The sequence below is a fragment of the Sutcliffiella deserti genome (assembly GCF_020037475.1).
Classification (GTDB): domain Bacteria; phylum Bacillota; class Bacilli; order Bacillales; family Bacillaceae_I; genus Sutcliffiella_A; species Sutcliffiella_A deserti.
In genome coordinates this window covers 17613-40619 of the sequence record NZ_JAIQDB010000011.1, presented here as the reverse complement: position 1 = coordinate 40619, position 23007 = coordinate 17613, and the positions used below count along the sequence as shown (strand labels likewise).

General features: G+C 40.6%; 20 protein-coding genes. 15 read left to right on the top strand and 5 right to left on the bottom strand.

The genetic code is table 11. From position 1 onward, the window contains the following. Positions 1–4: 4 nt before the first annotated feature. Positions 5–640 carry a pentapeptide repeat-containing protein gene (locus tag K9B36_RS14875; protein WP_223703112.1) on the bottom strand — a complete coding sequence of 212 codons (636 nt, stop codon included), beginning with the start codon at positions 638–640 and terminating at the stop codon, positions 5–7. Positions 641–898: 258 nt separating this feature from the next. Between K9B36_RS14875 and K9B36_RS14870 the strand changes: the two genes are divergently transcribed. Then, on the top strand, positions 899–1828 hold the full coding sequence (locus tag K9B36_RS14870) for a manganese-dependent inorganic pyrophosphatase (RefSeq protein ID WP_223703110.1): 930 nt from the start codon (positions 899–901) through the stop codon (positions 1826–1828). 101 nt (positions 1829–1929) lie between these two features. Here K9B36_RS14870 and K9B36_RS14865 read toward each other — a convergent pair whose 3' ends face one another. Beyond that, entirely contained in the window at positions 1930–2073 is a 144-nt protein-coding gene (locus K9B36_RS14865; protein WP_223703108.1) for a lmo0937 family membrane protein, read from the bottom strand. Positions 2074–2135: 62 nt separating this feature from the next. Beyond that, complete coding sequence (locus K9B36_RS14860) at positions 2136–2282, bottom strand: lmo0937 family membrane protein (RefSeq protein ID WP_223703105.1); 147 nt, start codon at positions 2280–2282, stop codon at positions 2136–2138. A 257-nt stretch (positions 2283–2539) separates the two neighbouring features. On the opposite strand from K9B36_RS14860, the gene K9B36_RS14855 reads away from it, so the two are divergent. The 3 genes from K9B36_RS14855 to K9B36_RS14845 all read left to right on the top strand — a co-directional run bounded on the left by K9B36_RS14855 (position 2540) and on the right by K9B36_RS14845 (position 4036). Further along, a complete protein-coding gene (locus K9B36_RS14855) occupies positions 2540–2728 on the top strand; it encodes a CsbD family protein (protein WP_223703103.1) in 189 nt (62 codons plus the stop codon). 43 nt (positions 2729–2771) lie between these two features. After that, on the top strand, positions 2772–3038 hold the full coding sequence (locus tag K9B36_RS14850; RefSeq protein ID WP_223703101.1) for a hypothetical protein: 267 nt from the start codon (positions 2772–2774) through the stop codon (positions 3036–3038). A gap of 119 nt (positions 3039–3157) precedes the next feature. Next, positions 3158–4036, top strand: a complete 879-nt coding sequence (locus tag K9B36_RS14845; RefSeq protein ID WP_223703099.1) for an SDR family oxidoreductase — start codon at positions 3158–3160, stop codon at positions 4034–4036. Between the two features lie 69 nt (positions 4037–4105). On the opposite strand, the gene K9B36_RS14840 is transcribed toward K9B36_RS14845, so the two are convergent. Beyond that, positions 4106–4651, bottom strand: a complete 546-nt coding sequence (locus tag K9B36_RS14840; protein ID WP_223703097.1) for a hypothetical protein — start codon at positions 4649–4651, stop codon at positions 4106–4108. 986 nt (positions 4652–5637) lie between these two features. Here K9B36_RS14840 and helD point away from each other — a divergent pair. After that, positions 5638–7944 carry an RNA polymerase recycling motor HelD gene (helD, locus tag K9B36_RS14835; RefSeq protein ID WP_451923552.1) on the top strand — a complete coding sequence of 769 codons (2307 nt, stop codon included), beginning with the start codon at positions 5638–5640 and terminating at the stop codon, positions 7942–7944. Positions 7945–7993: 49 nt separating this feature from the next. Here the strand turns inward: helD and K9B36_RS14830 are convergent, their stop codons facing one another. After that, positions 7994–8539: a TVP38/TMEM64 family protein gene (locus K9B36_RS14830; protein WP_223703095.1), complete on the bottom strand. Its 546-nt coding sequence runs from the start codon at positions 8537–8539 to the stop codon at positions 7994–7996. A gap of 349 nt (positions 8540–8888) precedes the next feature. Here K9B36_RS14830 and K9B36_RS14825 point away from each other — a divergent pair, with 349 nt between their 5' ends. The 10 genes from K9B36_RS14825 to uvsE all read left to right on the top strand — a co-directional run bounded on the left by K9B36_RS14825 (position 8889) and on the right by uvsE (position 22946). After that, entirely contained in the window at positions 8889–9245 is a 357-nt protein-coding gene (locus tag K9B36_RS14825; protein WP_223703094.1) for a metal-sensitive transcriptional regulator, read from the top strand. Between the two features lie 25 nt (positions 9246–9270). Continuing rightward, complete coding sequence (copZ, locus tag K9B36_RS14820) at positions 9271–9477, top strand: copper chaperone CopZ (protein WP_223703093.1); 207 nt, start codon at positions 9271–9273, stop codon at positions 9475–9477. 108 nt (positions 9478–9585) lie between these two features. Further along, positions 9586–12003, top strand: coding sequence for a heavy metal translocating P-type ATPase (locus K9B36_RS14815; protein ID WP_223703092.1), 2418 nt, complete (start codon positions 9586–9588; stop codon positions 12001–12003). An 88-nt stretch (positions 12004–12091) separates the two neighbouring features. Continuing rightward, complete coding sequence (locus tag K9B36_RS14810) at positions 12092–12979, top strand: hypothetical protein (RefSeq protein WP_223703090.1); 888 nt, start codon at positions 12092–12094, stop codon at positions 12977–12979. Between the two features lie 12 nt (positions 12980–12991). Continuing rightward, positions 12992–13627, top strand: coding sequence for an NAD(P)/FAD-dependent oxidoreductase (locus K9B36_RS14805; RefSeq protein ID WP_223703088.1), 636 nt, complete (start codon positions 12992–12994; stop codon positions 13625–13627). Between the two features lie 715 nt (positions 13628–14342). After that, positions 14343–16514 carry a beta-propeller domain-containing protein gene (locus K9B36_RS14800; RefSeq protein WP_223703086.1) on the top strand — a complete coding sequence of 724 codons (2172 nt, stop codon included), beginning with the start codon at positions 14343–14345 and terminating at the stop codon, positions 16512–16514. Between the two features lie 283 nt (positions 16515–16797). Further along, a complete protein-coding gene (locus tag K9B36_RS14795; RefSeq protein ID WP_223703084.1) occupies positions 16798–17868 on the top strand; it encodes a D-alanine--D-alanine ligase in 1071 nt (356 codons plus the stop codon). A gap of 242 nt (positions 17869–18110) precedes the next feature. Continuing rightward, positions 18111–19475, top strand: a complete 1365-nt coding sequence (locus K9B36_RS14790; RefSeq protein WP_223703083.1) for a UDP-N-acetylmuramoyl-tripeptide--D-alanyl-D-alanine ligase — start codon at positions 18111–18113, stop codon at positions 19473–19475. Positions 19476–20367: 892 nt separating this feature from the next. Continuing rightward, positions 20368–21870, top strand: coding sequence for a DEAD/DEAH box helicase (locus tag K9B36_RS14785; RefSeq protein ID WP_317889881.1), 1503 nt, complete (start codon positions 20368–20370; stop codon positions 21868–21870). A 110-nt stretch (positions 21871–21980) separates the two neighbouring features. Then, positions 21981–22946, top strand: a complete 966-nt coding sequence (gene uvsE, locus K9B36_RS14780; protein ID WP_223703082.1) for a UV DNA damage repair endonuclease UvsE — start codon at positions 21981–21983, stop codon at positions 22944–22946. Positions 22947–23007: the final 61 nt, after the last annotated feature.

The window sequence follows — 23007 nt, the reverse complement described above, 5'->3', positions numbered from 1 at the left end:
AGATTTAATCAGTAATCACTAAGCCAATTAAAGAAGCAAATTGAATCGCCTGAAAAGTAGATACCTTACATCCGTTAAGGTCTTCCAAAGATACAGTAAGGGAGTCAAAAGTAGAGCTACTAATATCAATTCCTTTGAGGGAGGTATTCTCAAAGTTAGCTCTGTCTAAGTTGCATTTTTGAAATTCTAAATTTTTAAATGTGCAATCAAAAAAATCTGAACTAGCTAATGAAGTTTCTTGAAATATTACTTTTTCTAGTTTGGAATTACCGAATGTAGCTAAGTTCAGTACAGAATTATCAAATTCAATATTTTTAAAGCGGGATTCCGTAAAGTCCACACCTAATAGTTTACAATTTTTAAAAACGGTCCTGTGTATAGAAGAACTACTCATATTGACATTGGAGAAATCGCAATTCTCAAATAGGACATCTGTAATGTCTATCTTACTAAAATTTGTATTGTTAAACTTACTATTTTTAACCTCCATTTGAGATAACCGCGCTCTAACCAGCTCTTCATTGGCAAAGTGGGAATCATTAATTACACAAATTTCAAGTTCTGGGTCTTCTTCGTAAAGAATATCTTGAAAGTTTTTTGAGGGTAAATCGTATGGTATTTTCGGTAAATCTAGCTTCATGGTAATACCTCTCTCATTTATAGGAGTATTGGTTCTATCGTCATTTTAAAAAAATAGTAGCAATAATAATAGACTATATTTTATGGAAGAACTGTGTGCAATGAAGATGCTCTTAATGATAGCAGGAAATTCCTTTCTAATCCAAAGATAGTATTTTGAAAACAGGAGACATTTAAGGTAAAATTTAAAGTGGAAAAGCTATCTAGTGAAAGTGTCGGTAGCTTATGAAAAATGATTAACGATACAAGGAGAATACAAATGTCAAAAGTATTGGTTTTAGGACATAAAAACCCGGACACGGATTCCATCTGTTCGGCCATCGCGTATGCAGAATTGAAAAAGCAATTAGGAATGGATGCAGAGCCGGTTCGTTTAGGAGAATTGAATGGAGAAACAGAATACGCTCTGAAACATTTCAATGCAGAAGTGCCTCGTCTAGTAGAGACAGCAGCGAATGAAGTGAAAGAAGTAATTCTTGTGGACCACAACGAACGTCAGCAAAGCATAGGTGACATTGATCAGGTTCGTGTGCTTGAAGTAATTGACCACCACCGTATCGCCAACTTTGAAACAAGTGATCCTTTGTACTATCGTGCAGAGCCAGTGGGTTGCACGGCAACGATCTTGAATAAATTATACAAGGAAAACGGAGTAGAGATTGCCAAGCCTGTTGCTGGTTTAATGTTATCCGCTATTATTTCCGATTCTTTATTATTCAAGTCCCCTACATGCACCGAGCAGGATGTACAAGCGGCAAAAGAACTGGCTGAAATCGCTGGTGTGGATGCACAAAGCTATGGTCTGGACATGCTGAAGGCTGGTGCGGATTTAAGCGACAAATCAGTGGAGCAGTTAATAAGTTTAGATGCGAAAGAATTCCAAATGGGTGAATACAAAGTGGAAATTGCCCAGGTTAATACAGTGGATACAGCAGAGGTACTTAAGCTGCAAGATGATCTTGAGTCTGCGATTTCCAATGTTATTGACATAAAAAGCTTAGACCTGTTCGTATTTGTTGTAACAGACATTTTAACGAACGATTCCGTTGCACTAGCACTTGGCAAAGAAGCTGCAGCAGTAGAAAAAGCATATAATGTATCACTTGAAAATAACACTGCCCTATTAAAGGGTGTGGTTTCCCGTAAAAAGCAGGTTGTGCCTGTACTTACGAATGTGTTAACTAAATAAGGGGAACAAACCTTATCTACTTCGACCGCATATGTTACCAAAAAAAGCTAGCAAGCATCAGATTATCTGAAGCTTGCTAGCTTTTTATTAGTGATGGCCGTCTACCTTCGACGACCGGCAAATAAGTTGAAGACTAAAGCAATCAGTGCCAATACCAGGATGATATGAATTAGGTTCCCTGCGATATCAAATGAAAATCCAAGTAACCATAATATTAGAAGTACGGCGAATATTGTCCATAACATAGCGGGTTCCCTCCATTCATCATTTTCTATTGGTTATGCTTTCAATTTTTCTTTTTGAAAGGTTAGGCTCGTCCTCTTCCTTTAACAAAGTTAAACACGATAGCAATAAGAGCAAGAACTAGCAGGATATGAATAAGTCCTCCTCCGATTTCCATTAGGAAACCTAATAACCAAAGAACAATAAGTACTGCAAATATGGTCCATAACATAATAATTTCCTCCTTCGCATCATAATAATATTTTCAACGTCTACACCAAAGGTTATTCCCCACGCTGGGAAATACTAAACAAAAATTTTAAAAAAGATAATGGAATTTTAAAATACAATAAAATTACAGGAGATTACAAATCTATTATAATAGTCCCTTTTTCTATAAAAGAAGTTTCAAATCTGGTGGAGGTGGAATTGAATAATTAGTGACAAGCCATAGTGAAAGTCACAATAGATTGTGGGAGGTGATTTTGCATGAATCAAACGTCCATGAAAGGTAAGTGGAACCAAATGAAAGGCGACGCTAAACAGAAATGGGGAAATCTCACAGACGATGATCTTCAAGAAGTAGAAGGAGATCGTGACAAGCTAGTTGGTAAAATTCAAGAGCGATATGGAAAATCAAAAGAAGAAGCAGAACGAGAAGTTGATGGCTGGAACTAAAACCTTATAGGAACTAAAACATTCTAAAAGAGGAGTGGTTATCATGGCAAACAACAATAATAGTAGCAATAACAACAGCAACAACAGCAGTAACAACAATGGAACAATGAGCCGTGAAGAAGCAGGAAGAAGAGGCGGAGAAGCGGTTAAAGATAAGTATGGAAGCGATCATTTTGAGGAAATTGGGGCAAAAGGTGGAAGAAACTCGAGCAACGGTTCGAATTCCAACAGCTCAAACAACTCAGGGAACAATTCGAATTCCAATAGCTCAAATAACAATTCGAACAGTTCCAACTCCAACAACAACTAGAATAGGCAAACGACTAGTAACTTCCCTTTTTTTAATGAAGCAGCCAATCCTTAAGGTGGCTGCTTCTTCCTATCTATCAACTAAGGGGAAACATAAAATTTAAAGGAGTGATTTCGGGTATGTCAGATGATAAAATTACGCAAAGACAAACAGAGGGACAACCAGCCCAGGAGCAAGAGAAGCAACCAGGAATCGAGAACAAGATGAACCCAGAACCAATATTTGAAGACCCTTCATACAAAGGAAGCGGCAAACTAGAAGGAAAAAATGCCATCATCACAGGGGGAGACAGTGGTATTGGACGAGCCGTTGCCATTTCTTTTGCGAAAGAAGGGGCAAACGTTAGTATAGTATATCTAGATGAGCATGAAGATGCAAAGGAGACTAAGAGATTAGTAGAAAAGTATGGAGCAAAATGCTTGCTTTACCCAGGTGATGTTGGGGAAAAGAGCTTTTGTACAGATGTAGTGAAACAAACCGTGGAAGAATTCGGGGAGCTACATATTCTCGTTAATAATGCAGCAGAACAGCACTATCAGGAAAAAATTGAGAACATCTCAGAGGAACAGCTTCACCGCACATTCCAGACCAATATCTTCTCTTACTTTTATTTTATTCAAGCGGCCATGCCATACCTGAAAGAAGGCAGCTCAATCATTAATACTGCTTCAATTGTCGCATATAAGGGGCAACCGGTATTGATGGATTATGCTGCTACAAAAGGAGCGATTGTAGCGTTAACCCGTTCCCTATCAGTGAATATGGCAGGCAGTGGAATTCGCATAAATGGAGTAGCACCTGGTCCAATCTGGACACCGCTAATTCCTAGCTCCTTCCCTGAGGAAAGTGTGGAAGAGTTCGGTACCGATTCGCCAATGGGCCGTCCTGGTCAACCGGCAGAACTGGCACCAGCCTATGTTTACTTGGCATCAAATGATTCTTCCTATGTTTCAGGACAAATGATTCACGTAAATGGCGGTACAGTTGTAAACGGATAGTGAAAATACAAAAGGCCTTCTCAAATTGAGAGGGCCTTTTTGTACATATGCTAAGGGTGAAATATACGTCTATTCGCTTGCTTTATAGGAGAAGTTGTACTGTCTCCGGGCAGTATTAAAATTAGAAAATTCTGCTTGGAACTTACGATCCCTTACAAAGGTTACTTCGTTTCCATCTTTAAAATAAAATTCCATTGTATGTTTTTCTTCTTCTGTAGGTGGAGAAACAACGATGACTTCTTCTACTTCCTCCCAAGAATACTTATGGCTTTCGAAGGAAAAAGGATCACTCCAAGCAATCTGCTCAGTGCTCAAAGATTTAAAAGTAAAAGTACCCATCGTAAATAGAACCCCAGATAGGATAACCCCAAACACAGTAATCCAAATAGCAAAACGTGTGAAAAAATAGGCAATAAACAAAAATAACGCTAGGACGGTGGCGGAAGCAGCAAACAACCAATAGGCTTGAGCTGGTGTCTGGAGCAGCCATACATTTACACTATCAAACAAAATCCCCTGAAAAATAAAAGGTCCAGTGAAGATAAAGATCGGTGCTAATATTAATACTCCTATTGCACTCATGATAAAAAGATGTTTTTTTTCGTAGTTAACCAAGCGTGATGCCCCCTATAGTTCTTTGAATCGAATTATATTTCTAAATATTCCAATATGATTATACACTTTTTGGAATGAAAGGAGAAATAGTTTGTCGAAAAAAGGTGACGAAATACTTCACTGAAAAAAGGCAGGTTACTTCTTAAACTGTCTGCTCCTTTCCGTTCTAGGTGTTCGCTTTCCGCGGGGCGGTGCGGGAGCCTCCTCGGCTGCGCTTGTGGGGTCTCCCGTCTACCGCTATCGCCCGCAGGGGTCGAGCACCTGCTACTCCAATCCGCAGGGGGTGGCGCTTTAGATATAGGTGACGAATCTACATTTTTCATGTTGAAATGGCACTGCATGCTACTCTGAGAAAAAGCATACTGGTTGAACTCCCTGCTCCTTTTCGTTCCAGGTGCTCGCTTTCCGCGGGGCGGTGCGGGAGCCTCCTCGGCTGCGCCTGTGGGGTCTCCCGTCTACCGCTATCGCCCGCAGGAGTCGAGCACCTGCCACTCCAATCCGCAGGGGGAAGCACTTTAGATATAGGTGACGGATCTCCATTCTCCATAGAGTGCAGGCTTTACATTAGGAACTACCCTGAGTATAGGTACCACCAATTTAAAAAATATAAAGAACCCCACTTAATATTCGGCCCTACCCAGCTGTGGATCGGAACGAAAGGCGGAGACTCCTGCGGGAGGTAGCGTTTAGGGAAGACCCCGCAGGCGTAAGCCGAGGAGGCTTCCCAAGCGCCCCGCGGACGCGAAGCCTTTCGTGTAGAGTAACAGCGGTCTATTGAACCCTCTAAATCAATAATTCAACTATTGATAGTTTCTCTATAAGAAAGAAAATTGCAAATTTAATTGTAAGCGTTTATAATTATCTTTCCGGTTTTAAAAGAACATAAAGAGCGTTGCGTACTTTGAAAACATGTAACCCAAGGTTTGTACCATGAATTTAGCTTTCTCTAGTTCATGGTTTTTTGCGTCCCCAAAACATGCAAGGGAGTGAAGAGATTGGGAGAAACGAAGAAGCATCCTGATTTTGATCAGGAAGTAGAGCGGCTGACTTTTACAAAAAAATACATGGATATTGTTATCAAGGCCTCAGAAATGGATGAAGAGTCATTCCGATCAAGCTTTAAGGAAGCTTTGGATGGAATGGACTTCAAGGATAGCAGCTTTAGTTATATGAATATGTTAACGAACGCAAATCTTCTGCAGCGAACAACAGAAGAATTACGCAACCTTAAGAAAATCTACCATAAACCTTATTTTGCTAGAGTGGATTATAAAAGAAAAGATCACCATGAAGAAGAAAAGTTTTATTTCGGAAAGGCGTCCTTGTTTGATAGAGAAACCCAGGATCCTATTATCGTGGACTGGCGCTCTCCTATTGCCAACCTCTATTATGATGGAAGGTTAGGGGAGGTTTCGTATGAAGCGGAAGGCGAAGTCTATGAAGGTAATCTTTCTTTAAAGCGTCAATATATTATGGAGGATGGAACCTTAAAGGAAATAAGAGACGTTGATTTAACAACAACGGATGAACTTCTTCAGGAGTCTCTTTCAGGAAGTTCAAGCAATCGGTTAACAGATATTGTTTCCACCATCCAAGAAGAGCAGAATCGCATCATTCGTGCGGATTTGAATAAGCCGATTATTGTACAAGGAGCTGCAGGAAGTGGAAAAACGACGATCGCCTTGCATCGTATTTCTTATTTTATCTATACCTACCAGGAACATTTCCGTGCAGAGCAGCTGATGATATTAGCGCCAAATAATCTGTTTATTGATTATATCTCAGAGGTTTTGCCTGAGCTTGGTGTGGATCGAATATTGCAGACAACTTTTATTGATTTCGTAAAGAGCTGCATTAAAAAGAGAATTAAATTACGCCCACCTTCTGAAAAATTGATGGGTTTCATTAATAGGGAATACGAAGATCCGGAAATGGTTCAGTGGCTTGCGAGCTTTAAGGGGTCGCTAGAGTACAAAGAGATTATGGACAACTATTTACGAGATGTTTTAGAAACACTACTGCCTAAAGAGGACTTTTATTTAACGTCTCGATTTAAGTTGTATGATGCAAAAAGAATGGAACAGCTTATTAAGCAGGAATATACCTACCTCCCGTATTATCGGCGAATTGAAAAGGTAAAGGAAGTTTTGCAAAATTATGTGAGAACCGAGAAGAAAGTGTTAATAGAAAAAGTAGCAAGATTTTATGATAGTAAGCTAGATAAAGCGCTTTTTAATTACAATTTGGATCCTGATAAAAGAAAAAGCTATGTAACTAAGGCAATGGATAAGAAGGAAGAGCTAACGCAAGAGATTATGAAGGAGTCACGTACTGCTGTAAATGCCTTCATCCGAAAGATACCTAAGCATACCCTTTTCTACTATTATGAGCAGCTAGTGACGGACAGGGCGCTTTTTACAAAATATGCCCGTGAATATTTAGATGACTATCAGATTAGTTATTTTGTTAACGCCCAGAAGAATTTACATAAACAGAAAAATTATGAGGTAGAGGATCTTGGCGCCCTTCTTTACCTGCAGCATCATTTATTTGGAGTGGATAAGGATCTGCGGGCGCGGAATGTAGTAATAGACGAAGCCCAAGATTATAGCTATTTTCAGTTAGCTGCACTTAAGAGTGCTTTAGAGACGGACATGTTTACGATTGTAGGGGACTTAGCCCAAGGCATTCATTCCTATCGGGGGATTCAAGATTGGAATAAAGTGAAAGAAGAGATATTCCCGAGAGCTGCCTATACCACTTTACAGAAAAGCTATCGAACAACAATTGAGATTATGCTAGCGGCAAATGACATCCTGGCATTGCTTCCGTTTGAACTTCCAAGAGTGCAGCCGGTGGTGAGGCATGGAGAAAAACCGGCCTTTTACGAATGGGGCAATAGCGATAAGGAATCAGTAAAAAAGATAGAGCGAGATATTCTTTCCCTATATAATCAAGGCCGGAAAACCATCGCTGTTATAGGGAAAACAGAAAACGAGTGCAGGAAGTTAGAAAAACTTTTTTCGAAGCATACAAACTTGCAAGCGCAGCTATTAGAGGAAAACCAGGAAATTAATCAAGAAGATGTTGTGATTGTGCATGCCCAGCTTGCGAAGGGGCTAGAGTTCGATGCGGTTCTAATCTGTGCGTTGGATGAAGTGTTCACCGAGTCGGAAATTGATGTGAAACTACTCTATGTAGCGATGACAAGACCATTGCACCATCTTAGTTTCTATGGAAAAGAACGTTCCACCTTTCTGCTTGAACACGTTGAAACGGGATTGGTTGAATAAAGCAGTCTTAGTGATAAGGAAGAAAAAGGTAAAAGGGGCCAGGCCCCTTTTACCTTTTTCTAACAAATACCATTACGATCAAGGTTAGCGAGAAGAGGGTGAGGATGATTTTTCCTGTGAGGTTCCACTCGAGAACTTGGTAGACGGAGTAGGATTCGATTAGGAGAGCAGGGACCTTTCCAAGGGTGCTGGCCAGGGCGAAGTGAATCCAGCTGATTTTGCTCGTGGCTCCTGCTAGTGTAACAAGACCAGATGGCGCGAAAGGAAACAGACGAAGGGCGAGAACAAGGAGAAAAGCTTCTCTCCCTTTTGTCTGTTGAAGCCGCTGTAACCACTTGTACCGGTTGAGAATGTTCGGAGAGAAGGACTTAATCCCCTTTCGATAAAGAAAGAAGCTGACAATTGCCCCAATCGATTCTCCTAAAAATGATACAAGCGTCCCAAGCCAAAAACCGAAAAAGATAATATTAGCACCCGTAATAAAAAAGCTAGGAATAAAACCTAGAATGCTTATGAAAGTATTGAAGATAATACTAAGGAAAATGGCGAATGGACCAGAAGCGATAAGCCACTCCAATACAAAATTTTTCAACATGCTTACATCCCTCGCAAGAATTATTTTAAATAAAGGCTTTGGTTAAAGGTAAGTATTGATAATAGTTCCTCTCAAGCTGTGTTTGGAGTAAAAAGGCGTAGACTCCAGCGGGAGGTAGCGCTTAGGGAAGACCCTGCAGGCGTAAGCCGAGGAGGCTTCCCGAGCGCCTCGCGGACGCGAAGCCTTTCGTGGAGATCAACAGCGGTATTAAACATGAACCCTATATGCCTAGCCAAGGACTCCCCAGCACCGGCCCGCAGAAAGTGTAGCCTTTTTATGAATTTCAAATCAAAAGGTTTACATACCATATAGGGGTATGTTACTTTATAAAAGAGAGGAGGTCAACAAGATGGAAAACCTTCCGAAACAAATGCAAGAACCAGTACAGCTAGTAGTCGGTGATGCATGCTGCCATACAGATCCTAACGAGCGCAAAAGCCATCATTCTGAAGTAATTAAAAAAGGGCTCATTTCTCGCTTAAACCGTGTAGAGGGCCAGGTTCGTGGAGTCAAACGGTTAATCGAAGAGGATACCTATTGCGATGATGTCCTGACTCAAATAGCAGCAATACAATCTGCGTTAAATAGCGTTGGAAAGTTACTTCTTGAAGGACACATGAAATCCTGTGTGGTGGAAAGAATACAAGACGGAGATACAGAAGTTATTGAAGAGCTGTTAGTAACAGTAAAAAGATTAATGAAATAAAACATACCTAGAGGAGTGGTCGGAGATGGAACAAGTAGTGTTAAGTGTGACAGGGATGTCTTGTGGACATTGTGTAAAAGCGGTAGAAGGCAGCGTTGGAGAACTTGAAGGTGTGAACTCTGTGAAAGTAAATCTTGAAGCGGGAACAGTAGCGGTAGAATACAAAAGTGAAAATGTTACTGTCGATCAAATCAAAGAAAAGATTGATGAAGAAGGTTACGAAGTAGTATAATCTGTTCTTAATATGCGATATTTATCTAATACATCTTAACGTGCTTGTTCAAGCGCGTTTTCTTACAAATAAAATATACCCCCTGTAGGTATAAAGGAGGTCAATAATATGAGTCAAAAGTCAAAAGAAACACAGCTCCAAATTGTTGGAATGACTTGTGCGGCTTGTTCGACGAGAATAGAGCGTGGCTTAAACAAGCTTCAGGGCATAAGTGAAGCAAATGTGAACCTTGCGCTAGAGAACGCATCGGTATCTTATAACCCCGATGAGATCTCGCAACAAGATATAGAGAAAAAAATTCAAGACCTTGGATATGATGTGGTAAAAGAAAAGGCAGAGTTTCTCATTACAGGAATGACATGTGCAGCCTGCTCAAGCAGGGTAGAGCGTGTACTTAATAAATTGGATGGAATTGACGAGGCAACGGTAAATTTGACCTTGGAGACGGGAACGGTGAAATACAATCCTTCCAAGGTTACCCCAACTGATATAATCGCCCGGATAGAAAAAGCGGGATATGGAGCAACAGTCAAAGTCGAAAAAAACGAGAACGCTGAAAACTTCCGTCAAAAGGAGCTGGAAAAACAACAGGGCAAGTTCCTCTTTTCCCTTATCCTGACTCTTCCTTTATTATGGGCGATGGTTAGTCATTTTACCTTTACATCGTTCATCTATTTACCGGATATGCTGATGAATCCATGGGTTCAGATGGCACTGGCCACTCCAGTCCAATTTTTTATAGGATGGCAATTTTATAAAGGTGCCTATAAAGCATTGAAAAATAAAAGTGCCAACATGGATGTCCTTGTAGCACTCGGTACAAGTGCAGCTTATATTTACAGCCTCTATCTTTCCATTGAAGCAATCGGTTCCGGTGCGCATATGGTTGAGCTGTATTTTGAAACAAGTGCAGTAATCATTACACTAATTATCTTAGGAAAACTTTTTGAGGTAAAAGCAAAAGGGCGTTCCTCTGAAGCAATTAAAAAGCTGATGGGCTTACAGGCGAAAACTGCGCGAGTAATACGTGACGGTGAAGAAATAGATGTTCTGCTGGAAAATGTTGTCGTTGGTGACGTGCTTGCCGTTAAACCTGGCGAGAAGATCCCTGTGGATGGAGAGATTATCGAAGGACAATCAGCTGTGGACGAATCGATGCTAACAGGGGAAAGTCTCCCAATTGATAAAGAAACTGGAGACGCCGTCTATGGTTCCACCATCAATAAAAACGGTTTTTTAAAAATGAAGGCTACCAAGGTCGGTCGTGAAACCGCTCTGGCACAAATTATAAAAGTAGTAGAGCAGGCTCAGGGCTCCAAAGCACCAATTCAACGTCTTGCCGATAAAATATCAGGAATCTTTGTCCCGATTGTGGTGGCAATCGCCATCCTGACCTTTCTTGTTTGGTATTTCCTTGTGGATCCAGGGAATTTTGCAGGAGCATTAGTGAACCTTATCGCTGTCCTGGTTATCGCTTGTCCATGTGCACTAGGCCTTGCAACTCCTACCTCTATTATGGCAGGATCCGGTCGTTCTGCTGAGCTTGGAATTCTATTCAAGGGCGGTGAGCATTTAGAGCAGACTCACCGGATAACAACTGTCGTGCTTGATAAAACAGGTACTGTCACCAACGGAAAACCTGTACTTACAGATGTGTTACTGCTAGATGAAGCGGAAGAACAGGATGTGCTGCTTTTAGTAGGAATTGCGGAAAAACCTTCCGAACATCCACTTGCCCAAGCCATTGTTGATGGGATAAAAGAAAGAGGATTAGAGCTACTAGATCCCACAAGCTTTGAAGCAATCCCGGGTTATGGAATTGAAGCAGTCGTACACGAGAAAAAGGTAATAATAGGTACGCGCAGGCTAATGAAAAAGCATCAAATTGATTTAGGTCAAGCGGAAGTGACGATGCAAAGCCTCGAATCTGCCGGGAAGACTGCTATGATGATTGCAATTGATGGAGAGTACAAAGGGATTATCGCCGTAGCAGATACAATTAAGGATACTTCTGCCAAAGCTATTCAACGCTTAAAAGATATGGGACTTGAAGTAGTAATGATGACAGGGGATAACCAGCGAACTGCCGAAGCGATTGCTGACTTAGCGGGGGTAGATCGTGTCATTGCGGAAGTTCTTCCTGAACAAAAAGCAAAAGAAATAAGCAAGCTTCAAGAGGAAGGTAAAAAGGTTGCCATGGTTGGCGATGGAATAAATGACGCACCTGCTTTGGTCACAGCAGATATCGGGATGGCAATTGGTACTGGAACAGATGTAGCGATGGAAGCGGCTGATATCACTCTGATGCGTGGCGACCTTAACAGCATTGCGGATGCCATCATGATGAGTAAAAAGACAATAAAAAATATTAAGCAAAATCTTTTTTGGGCATTTGCCTACAATACCGTCGGAATACCGATTGCTGCGCTAGGATTTCTTGCGCCATGGGTAGCAGGAGCAGCAATGGCATTCAGTTCGGTATCCGTCGTCCTAAACGCCTTACGATTACAAAAAGTTAAATTATAAAATTCATGTCGTATGTTATGGGTTCGAACATTTCACGCAAAAGAAACAAAGTTAGGGAAGACAATAATTATTAAGCAGGTGACATAGAATGAAAAAATGGGTATTTAGCGCTCTAATTTATTTGCTAGTCGTTGTGGGAGGATATACTGCATATTCCTATTTCACAGAAGGCAACCGGGCATCCGATAATCATGCGGAACATGAGCCTCAAGCAGAAGAAGAAGAAGATGGCTCTGGCGAGGAACATGCCGAACATGGATCCAGCGAGGAGCATGCCGAACATGGCTCGGACGATGAACATGACGATCATGGTGACCATGCGCATGAATCGGAAAGTGAAGTTATAACCAATGTAGAATTGGAAAACGAGGAGATTACCATAACATTAGAGGACCAGCAGGGTAATCCGATGGATGAGTTGGAAATCAATCATGAAAGGCTAATGCACCTTATTGTCATAAGTGAAGATTTTGAAAGCTATCGACACCTTCACCCTGAAAAAGCAGAACCGGGTAAATATGTGGTGAAAACCGACCTTGGAGACGGAATGTATCAGGCGTTTGTTGATATCAAACCAAGCAATCTAGAATATCAAATTCAAGCTCATTCTTTGATGGTAGGAGAGCATGCCGAACACGGTGATGAACATGTACATTTAGAAAAAGATTCGAACTTTACCAAAACATTGGATGGATACGAAGTAACACTAAATGCTGAAAGTTTTTCTGTGAAAGATAGTGTTGTCCTTTCTTTTAACATTGAAGGAGGCACACCAGAAAACTATTTAGGAGCCTTAGGACACGTCGTGGTAGTGGATGAAAAGCTAGAACAATTTATTCACGTTCACCCCTCAAGTAAAAAGGAACCAGTGTTTGAAGCGCATTTTTCAAATCCTGGACTGTACAAATTATGGGCAGAATTTAAGCTGGATGGAACAGTTTACGCCTTTCCATATGTAATAGAGATAACAGAGTAAAGGGGGAAGAGGATGACTACGGAGAAAACGGTAAAACTAGCTGTCAACGGTGGTATCGCATTTGGCTCAAAGCTCAATAGCAAACAACTACTTACCCTTGCGCAATATATGAATGATGAGGAAGAAATGGAACTCACCACTTTTCAGCAACTCTACGTGAACATTCCAGAAAGCAAACTGGAAGAAGCTAAGAACGCGTTCGAACAGGTAGGATTAGTGCACTACCCTGTAGGGAATTTTGTGAAAAGCTTGCGCACCTGCAACTTTTGTAAAGGGGAAATAGAAGAAGGAATGCCAATAGCCAAGGAGCTTAATCGCCGAATTGCAGGAAAGCCTGTCCCCTTCACCTTACGTCCTGCATACACCGGTTGTCCAACGGCATGTGGAGAACCCTTGGTGAATGATATCGGAGTGATCAAGCGGCATAATGAGCGCTATGATCTCTATGTAGGTGGAAGAGCAAAGGGGCTCGATGCAAGAACAGCCGAGCTATTCGCTGGAGAACTTACAGAAGACGCTCTGTATAAATCAGTAGATTACTTAATTGATACCTATTCTGCGAACGGGAAAAAACGCGAGCAATTCTGGAAATTTATCAATCGCTACGGAAAAGTAGAATTGCAGGAAGAAGTGAAAGCTGTTTTATAGGATAGGTAGGAAGAGTTGCGTTTTCAAAGCTGAGGCTGCGAAGAAAACGCAGCTTTTTTTTGTGGATTTTCAAGGGGATATCTAAGGGGGGGCTGGTTTAACTCTCTGTTGCCTGTTTTAGGTGCGCATTTCGTAGGTGTGCGGCAGCCCGCAGTATTCTAGCTTCTGCCACTCCAATCCATAGGCTGGACCACTTTACTTGGTAACGTGACTAGCCAGGGATTAAATTCATAGAGGGTACTTGGGGATTTCTGATAAACGCTGAGAGTCTTTCGTGCGCAAATCATGACTTGCGTGCGCAAATCTCGAGAAGTGGTGCACAAAATAGAGCTTCCGTGCGCAAATCACCCGAAGTGTTACATAAAAATGAGTTTCCGTGCGAATTCCCACAAATGCCATAACACAGATTGTATTAACCCATTAAAATTAGTTTCATAACCACTTAATGCTGCCCTCATTTTCGGTATTTAAGTGAAAAGGTATCATTATTTCACTTGTATAGGTCTGTGAAAAGCGAAATTACCGTTTTATTTACTAACCCTTACTAACCCTACTACCGAAAAGAGTCTCACATGATTGGCTACCGCGAAATAGTTGGTCGTGTTCTTTCCGTTTCAGGTTGTCCCCTCCCTCTCCTATAAAAAAGAATAATATTCCATAAAACATTGCAACTTTTTACAAATATCCTCGTCTAACGGTTTAAAGGAGGCGGAGTATGAAGCAGCGAGCAATTATCTTTTTTCTATTAATAGCAAGCTTAGCAACAGTATGTGGAATCATCTATTTGAAACAAGATCCTTTTATCGTGAACAGCACGGTTGATACCTCGAAAACTGCCACGGTACTAGCCAATAAAAAATGGATACTTTCCTTTTCAAGAGAATTTAAAGAGGAGAGTGTTACGGAAGAAACTATTTATGTAACAAATAAGGATGGAAAAAGAGTAGATGTTTCCTTAGCCTTTGCCGTGGGAACCGTCACGGTTGTTCCTCCAAAGAACGGGTACATTTCCGAGGAAGGACCATTTGATCTCCATATCGCTTCTAATATTGAATCGGTAGATGGAGAACTTCTAAAGGAAGGTGAAACTATTTCCTTTTTGACTAAAGATGAACTCCCAACGTTTGGTTCAAAAAAAGAGCTGAACAGTGTATTCAAGTCTCGACTTGAGAGAGAAGAGAAGGAAATGGGGGGGAGAGGGTTCTTCAGCTCGGATGAGTCTACATCTTCGGACGACAGCGATTCAGGAAGCTTCGCGGCAGCTGAAAATGCAAGCAACGGTGATAGCTCGAGTTTTTCCGAGACCAATGTTCAGGTTCAAGGTGTCGACGAAGCAGATATTGTGAAAACTGATGGTGAATATATATTTCAAGCAGTTGACCAAAAGTTGAAGATTACAAAGGCTGTTCCATCGGATGAGATGGAAACTGTATCTGAAATTCGCTACCAGGATTTTTCCCCTTTTCAGATGTTCGTTGATGGAGACCAACTCGTATTGATAGGTCATTATTGGGATCATTCTTATGGTTCTCATTATAAAGAGGAAGAAAGCGACAGGATATTGCCAATGAATGAGTCAACGAGAGTGATGGTTTACAATATTTCCGACCGTAGTGATCCCACCATTGTAAAAACTCTTACCTTAGAGGGTAATTATATTTCGAGCCGAAAAATAGAGGGGCATGTTTATATTATTTCCAACCATTATCCTAACTTTTGGATGCTGCAGGAGAATCCGGAAGTGGATGTTCGCCCTCGAATGGCAGAGACATTTGGGGATGCGGAGGAGGAAATCGCTTCAATAGAGGATATGAAGCGTATGGATTACTCGGATATCCGTTATTTTCCTGACTCATCCGAAGAAAATTTCATGACTATTGCATCCTTTGATCTAAAGAGTCCCGAAGAAGAGGCAACGATTTTGACCTACCTTGGCAGTGGACAGCAAATCTACATGTCCAAAGAGAATCTCTACGTGGCAGTTCCGACCTATTCCCAAAGCGGTGGTCGAAATGCGCCTTTCAATCAAACTACGGATCTTTATAAGTTCTCAGTGGATGGACTGCAGGTAGAATATAACAGCACAGGATCGATTCCTGGTTATCTGCTAAACCAGTTTTCGATGGATGAATATAACGGTTATTTCCGTGTCGCTGCTACAGATGGGCACGCGTGGGATGAAACCTCGCCTTCTCGAAATAACCTATTTATAATGGATGAACAATTAAATTTAATTGGCAGTGTGGAAGATCTCGCACGAGGAGAAAGAATCTATTCTGTTCGCTTTATGCAAGAAAAGGCCTATGTGGTTACTTTTAAGGAAGTTGATCCGCTCTTTGTCTTTGATCTAAGCAATCCCGAAGATCCTAAGGTGTTAGGAGAACTAAAAATACCAGGGTTCAGTAGCTATTTACATCCATATGATGAGAACTATTTGATTGGGTTTGGTCAGGACACCAAGATAGAAAAAGATCAGTTTGGAACAAGGGTTGTAACCAATGGGGTGAAAATATCTTTATTTGATGTCAGTGATCCTGCTAATCCGCTTGAAAAGCATACGGAAATTATTGGGGGGCAAGCTACCCATTCACCGCTAAATTATGATCATAAGGCACTCCTGTTTAATAAAGAGAAAGATATCTTTGCGTTTCCAATTACCGTCTATCAGGAAAAAGATAAGCACGATTACCGCTTTGAGTTTGAAGGCGCCCTTGTATATGGAATTGATCCAGAGAAGGGCTTTACATTGCATACTTCCATGACCCATCAAAAAGAAAATACACCCTATGAGGATTGGGAGAATATGATTCAGCGGGTAGTTCAAATAAATGATCATCTTTATGCAGTTTCACCCAAAAAGATTACTGCAACAAAAATCACGTGGTAGGGAGCGATTCATAGCTCTCTTTTTTTATAGGTGAAATATCGACGAAATCTACCAAATTTATTTCCCAGGGAAGTTTTTTGTCGAATCTTCTCTTTCAAAATAGGTTTGTCTTTAACATGCTAGTGGAATGATATTCATATATTTAAGAAAAGAATTTGTAATCTAACGTACGTATAAAGGAGTTCTGCTATCGAATTATGATAAGGAAGTGCTATAATATAGCCTATATGAAATACAAAACAACTAGTAAATATATTGAATGACTCTTGTAAGGGGGAGCAACATGAAAACAAAATTACATTTATTATATGGTGGAAAATCAGCGGAACATCAAGTCTCATTGCAAACTGCATTAGCAGTATCTAATGCACTTGATATGGGGAAATTTGATGTTTATCCGATATACATAACTGAAGAAGGTGCTTGGAGAAGTGGTACCATGCTTGAAGGGCCTGCGGAAAATGTGCAGCAATTAAAATTAGAAGACGGTGGAACTACTACTGCCCCATTTGCTTTACCTTCTGTAGAAGATGCAGGACAACAGGAGACTGTCGTATTTCCTCTTTTACATGGGCCGAATGGAGAAGATGGCACCGTGCAAGGGATGCTGGAGCTCTTAAATCTTCCGTATGTAGGAAATGGTGTGTTGGCATCATCAGCAGGCATGGATAAGGTGATTATGAAAAACCTTTTCGCACAAGCAGGCCTTCCACAAGTAGGTTATGTGCATTTTCTGCGTTCTGAATGGGAGAAAAGTACAGAAGCTGCTTACGATAAGGTGGAAACTGAACTCGGTTTCCCTTGTTTTGTGAAGCCAGCTAATCTAGGATCAAGTGTAGGGATCAGCAAGGCGAAGAATCGTGAAGAGCTAGGGAATGCGTTCCGTGAAGCTTTCGAATTTGATCGTAAAATCATTGTAGAGCAAGGGCTTGAAGGTGCAAGGGAAATTGAAGTAGGTGTACTAGGCAATGATCATCCAGAATGCTCCGTACTTGGTGAAATTGCTCCTAAGAAAGAGTTCTATGACTATAAAGCGAAATACGAAGACGGCGATACGGCTATGATGATACCTGCCGAAATAGAGGCAAATATAGATGAACAAGTAAAAGAGATGGCAATAACAGCATTTAAGGCAATTGATAGTTCAGGTTTGGTACGTGCAGATTTTTTCTTAACAAAAGAAGGAAAGATATACATCAATGAAGTCAATACCATGCCTGGTTTTACCCCATACAGTATGTTTCCGCTTTTATGGAAGCACACAGGGGTATCCTATCCAGAATTAATCGAGAAACTTGTACAATATGCAAAAGAACGACATACCGACAAACAAAAAATCAAACATACTTTCTAAAAAGCTCTTCATATAGGATTGTTACTGCCCTATCTACACAAAACTAAGATTAGTTTTAAATTTCAACAAAAAATGAACGCCAGCAACGATTGGTAGAGGGGACAACTTATTCGAGTAGCAATCAATGTGAAAATAGCTTTGAAGAACAGACAGGGGATGACATTTCAGGGAGCTAACACCGGGAATGTCAGCCCCTTCTCTTTGGAAAAGTAGGCCAATAAGATCTAGGAGAGTGGATAGTAATGATTAGAAGAACGTTAAAAGAGATACAAGAGATGGCAAAAGGAGAAAGTATATTGCCCACGTATAATGATTTGATGGTGGAAGGTGTTTCCCGAGACACAAGGGAAGATATGAAGGGAAAGCTTTATATTCCAATAGTAGGTGAGAACTTTAACGGCCATCAATTTGTTAGACAGGCAGTTTTGGAAAAAGGCGCAGTTGCTTCACTATGGCAAAAGGATCAGCCGGAACCACCATCTGATGTAGCGCTGGTTTTTGTAGATGATACGTTGGAAGCACTTCAAGATTTAGCAAGCAGCTATCGTATGGAAATCGGAATGAAGGTAATAGGAATAACAGGGAGCAACGGCAAGACAACAACCAAAGATATGATGACCTCTCTTTTGGAAACTACGTTCAAGGTACATAAAACAGCGGGGAATTATAACAACCATATTGGTCTGCCATTAACCATCCTTTCGATGACTGAAGATACGGAAGTGGCTGTTCTGGAGATGGGGATGAGTGGAAGAGGAGAAATTGAATTGTTATCCCATATAGCAAAACCGGATGCAGCGATTATTACCAACATAGGAGAATCGCATTTGCAGGAACTGGGTTCAAGACAAGGGATTGCAGAAGCAAAACTGGAAATTGCAGCCGGGTTAAAGACCGGAGGAAAGTTGATTATCAATGGAGATGAACCGCTGCTTTTGAACAACCTCAAAGATATAGCATGTGAGGTCATTACTTTTGGATTAAACACCGATAATGATTATGTAGCGAAAGAAGTAAATTTAAAAGGAACAGGAACACAATTTTTAATAGAAGAAACGGTATACACGATTCCCGTTCTTGGTGCACATAATGTAACAAATGCCTTAGCATCCATTGTGGTCGGAGAGTTACTTGGAGTGAATGAGGAAAACAGAAAAAAAGGCTTGGAAAAGGTAAGCATTACGGCGATGAGAAATGAAGTGGTGGAAGCTGCTGGAGGGTGGACAATTATTAATGATGCCTACAATGCTAGTCCGACATCCATGCGAGCAGCAATCGATTTACTAAGTGGATTAACAGGTTATGGGAAAAAAATAGCGGTGCTTGGTGATATGTTAGAACTTGGCGACCAGGAAAGGGTATTTCATCATGATGTCGGAAAATATATTCAAAATAAAGGGATTGACTATGTTTTCACATACGGAAAATTAGGGAAAGATATAGCTAAGGGTGCTAAAGAAATTCTTGATTCATCAAACGTGAAATCCTATATGGATAAGGAAGAATTAGTGAAAGATCTACTTGGTATCATTAAGAAAGATGATGTCCTCATCGTAAAAGGTTCCCGCGGGATGAAACTTGAACAGGTTGTTCAAGGATTAAGTTAAAGGCTCTGTTAAAGTTGAGTGTTGATAATTACGCTATTCTAGCGATGATTGGAGCAAAAGGCGGAGACTCCACGTCCGGCCGCGGTAGGCTGGAGACCCCGCAGGCACAGCCGAGGAGGCTCCAGCACCGCCCCGTGGAACGCGTAGTCTTTTGCGGAAATCAACAGCGGCGTTTAACACAGCCAAGTTAAAAGAAAGGGGGGCAGGTTTAGAAGCACTGCTAATAAGACTATGTCATAAGAGTTGTTGCAATAAACCTCAAAAATCAATAATGGATTTTAACCCCTAATATAGTAGGTTTTAGAGAAAAACAGGATTTTGATGGGGTAGCACAAAAATCCATCAATAAAACTTGTCATAGAAATGCTTTCGTCCCGGAAGTAAAATAAAAGTTAAGACAGACTAAAGGAATACAAAAGGAAACAAAAGAGAAAAGTAGTACTACACGGACCAAAACCTGTGGGAACAGCAAGCTTTAGGCACACTATACAACAAGAGCACCCAGAAGAAAAAACTGCGAGGGCATTTTGCCTTCCTATAATCACTACTATATTGAGTTTCATGAAATGCGCTGTTAAAGAAGAGTGTAAATACCAGCGATCTTTAACAAGGCCTAAAAAAAATGATCAAAATGCTTGAGAAAGGAAAAAAAGGACCGTATGCTTAGTAGTAAGCAAAAATAATTTGTATTAGTATGTTACACGTTCTTTTGGAAAGAGAACGAAAAAAAGGCACCCTCCTATAAGTTGACATTAACGATTATTGCTATTTACTAGCAAAAGTGTTATGATAACAGTTAATGTGTTTAATAATGTCTACTTATAAGGATTAGGCAAGCGCTTTGACGCGTGCCTAATTTATTAATTTGTATAGATAAAGGAGTAGGAATAATTTGGCGTTTTTTAAAGATTTAGGTTTATCAGATGAGATTATGCAGTCAATCAACAGAATGGGGTTTGAAGAAGCTACCCCAATCCAATCGGAAACGATTCCTGTTGCATTAGAAGGTAAAGATGTAATTGGTCAAGCACAAACGGGAACAGGAAAAACTATTGCGTTTGGGTTACCATTACTAGAAAATGTGGATGTGAAAAACGATTCAATTCAAGGGATTGTTATCGCACCAACTCGTGAATTAGCTATCCAAGTTGCTGAAGAAATTTACAGAGCTGCTTATCATAAACGTGTACGCGTATTATCTGTTTTCGGTGGCCAAGACATCAGCAGACAAATTCGTTCATTGAAAAAGAATCCTCACATCGTGGTTGGAACACCTGGTCGTTTGTTAGACCACATCAACAGAAAGACTTTACGTCTTCAAGGTGTAAATACGGTTGTTCTTGACGAAGCGGATGAAATGTTAAACATGGGCTTCATTGAGGATATTGAAAAAATCCTTGCTGAAACTCCGGAAAAGAAACAAACCTTGCTTTTCTCTGCTACAATGCCGGCACCAATTCGCGCGATTGCAGAGCGTTTCATGAGCGAGCCTGTTAGTGTAAAAGTGAAAACGAAAGAAGTTACAGTTTCAAATATCCAACAATTTTATGTAGAAGTTCCAGAGAAAAAGAAATTCGATACGTTAACGCGTCTTTTGGATATTCAATCTCCTGAGCTTGCAATTATCTTTGGCCGTACAAAAAGAAGAGTAGATGAATTATCTGATGCTCTGAATGTACGTGGATATTCTGCAGAAGGAATCCATGGTGATCTTTCTCAGGCGAAGCGTATGTCTGTTCTTCGTAAGTTCAAAGAGGGTGCAATTGAAGTTCTAGTTGCAACAGATGTTGCTGCTCGTGGATTAGATATCTCTGGAGTAACACATGTGTATAACTTTGATATTCCTCAGGATCCTGAAAGCTATGTTCACCGTATTGGACGTACAGGTCGTGCAGGTAAAAGTGGTTTAGCGATTACATTCGTAAGCCCGCGTGAAGTAAGTTACCTACACCATGTGGAAAAAGTAACAAAACGTAAAATGGACCGTATGAAGGCTCCAACTCTAGATGAAGCGCTAGAAGGCCAACAAAAAATGTCCATGGAAAAACTAACATCGGCTGTAGAAGCGGAAAACCTTGGGTTCTACCGCAGTGCAGCAGAACAATTACTTGAAGACCATGATGCAATCACTCTTGTATCTGCAGCTTTAAAATTGTTCACAAAAGAGCCAGACGAAACACCGATTCGTCTTTCTGACGAAGCTCCTGCTGGAAACAGAAGAGGAGATCGCGGTGGAAACCGTGGTGGAGGCGACCGCAATCGTGGGAAACAAGGCGGCGGCCAAGGTAAAGGTAATTGGTCGAAGCGTCCTAGCAATTCAGGATCAGGATCAGGTTCTGGGTCTAGCGCTAAACGTCAAGGCATGAAACGTTCTTCTCGTAAAGAACGCGTATAATTTAACTGTCACTAGCAAAAGGGATAATTTCTCTTTTGCTTTTTTTTATTCAGCTTATTCTCTTAAATGGGCATACTACCTCCAACTGAGACATTAAGGAGGTCTGTAAGATGACACTAGTAAAGCTTGGATATGTGGCAATGAGTATGCAACTTACTAATGCCTCACCATCTAAAACCATGACATATGCTCAATTTAGTAAAATTAAGGATAAAGAAGCAGCGATTGAGAAATTAGAACGTATCTCTGTAACCAATTTAGAAAATTGTTTGCGTCTGCTCCGACATAATGTTGCAAATGACATTCGATTTTTTCGGTTTAGTTCCAAGTTAATTCCACTGGCAAACCATGAAGAGTTGAAGGATTGGAAATTTATGCGGCCACTAAAAGGGATTTTGCAAGAAATTGATGAATTTATTAAAGAGAACCCAATGAGAGTGGATTTTCACCCTGATCATTTTGTATTATTGAACTCAAAAAAGACAGAAATTTTAAATCAAACGATAAAAACACTTAGTATGCATCGTTCCCTTTTACGAGGGATGGGGGTGGATCCGACGCACCGTTGTGTGTTACATATTGGCGGTGGGTATGATGACAGGGAGTTAGCGTTAGAACAGTTTATTCACAATTTTGCTCTTGTTCCGCAAACGCTACAAGAAATGATTATTTTAGAAAATGATGACACAACATTTCACCTACGTGATTCGTTATATGTTTGTGAAAAGCTTAATGTCCCGCTTGTGTTCGATTATCATCATCATTTAGCTCATTTTGAAACGGAGGAATGGGAGGATGATTGGGACAGGGTTATCAATACCTGGAAGTTCTCTCCCTTGCCTGTAAAAATGCACATCTCAAGTCCAAGGGATGAAAAGAATTTCAGAGCACATGCAGATTATATTGATCCAAAGATGTTCTTTAATTTTCTATCGACTATCAAGGGAAGTGTCGAGGAAATTCATTGTATGATTGAGGCAAAAAAGAAAGATGAAGCATTGTTTCGCCTGATGGATGATCTGAAGCATTACGAAGAAATTGAACAAATAGATGGAGCATCTTTTAAAATTACTTAACTTTTCCATATTTTTAAGCTACATAGTATACTTAGAAAAGTGTAAGCGTCTTTATTTAGGG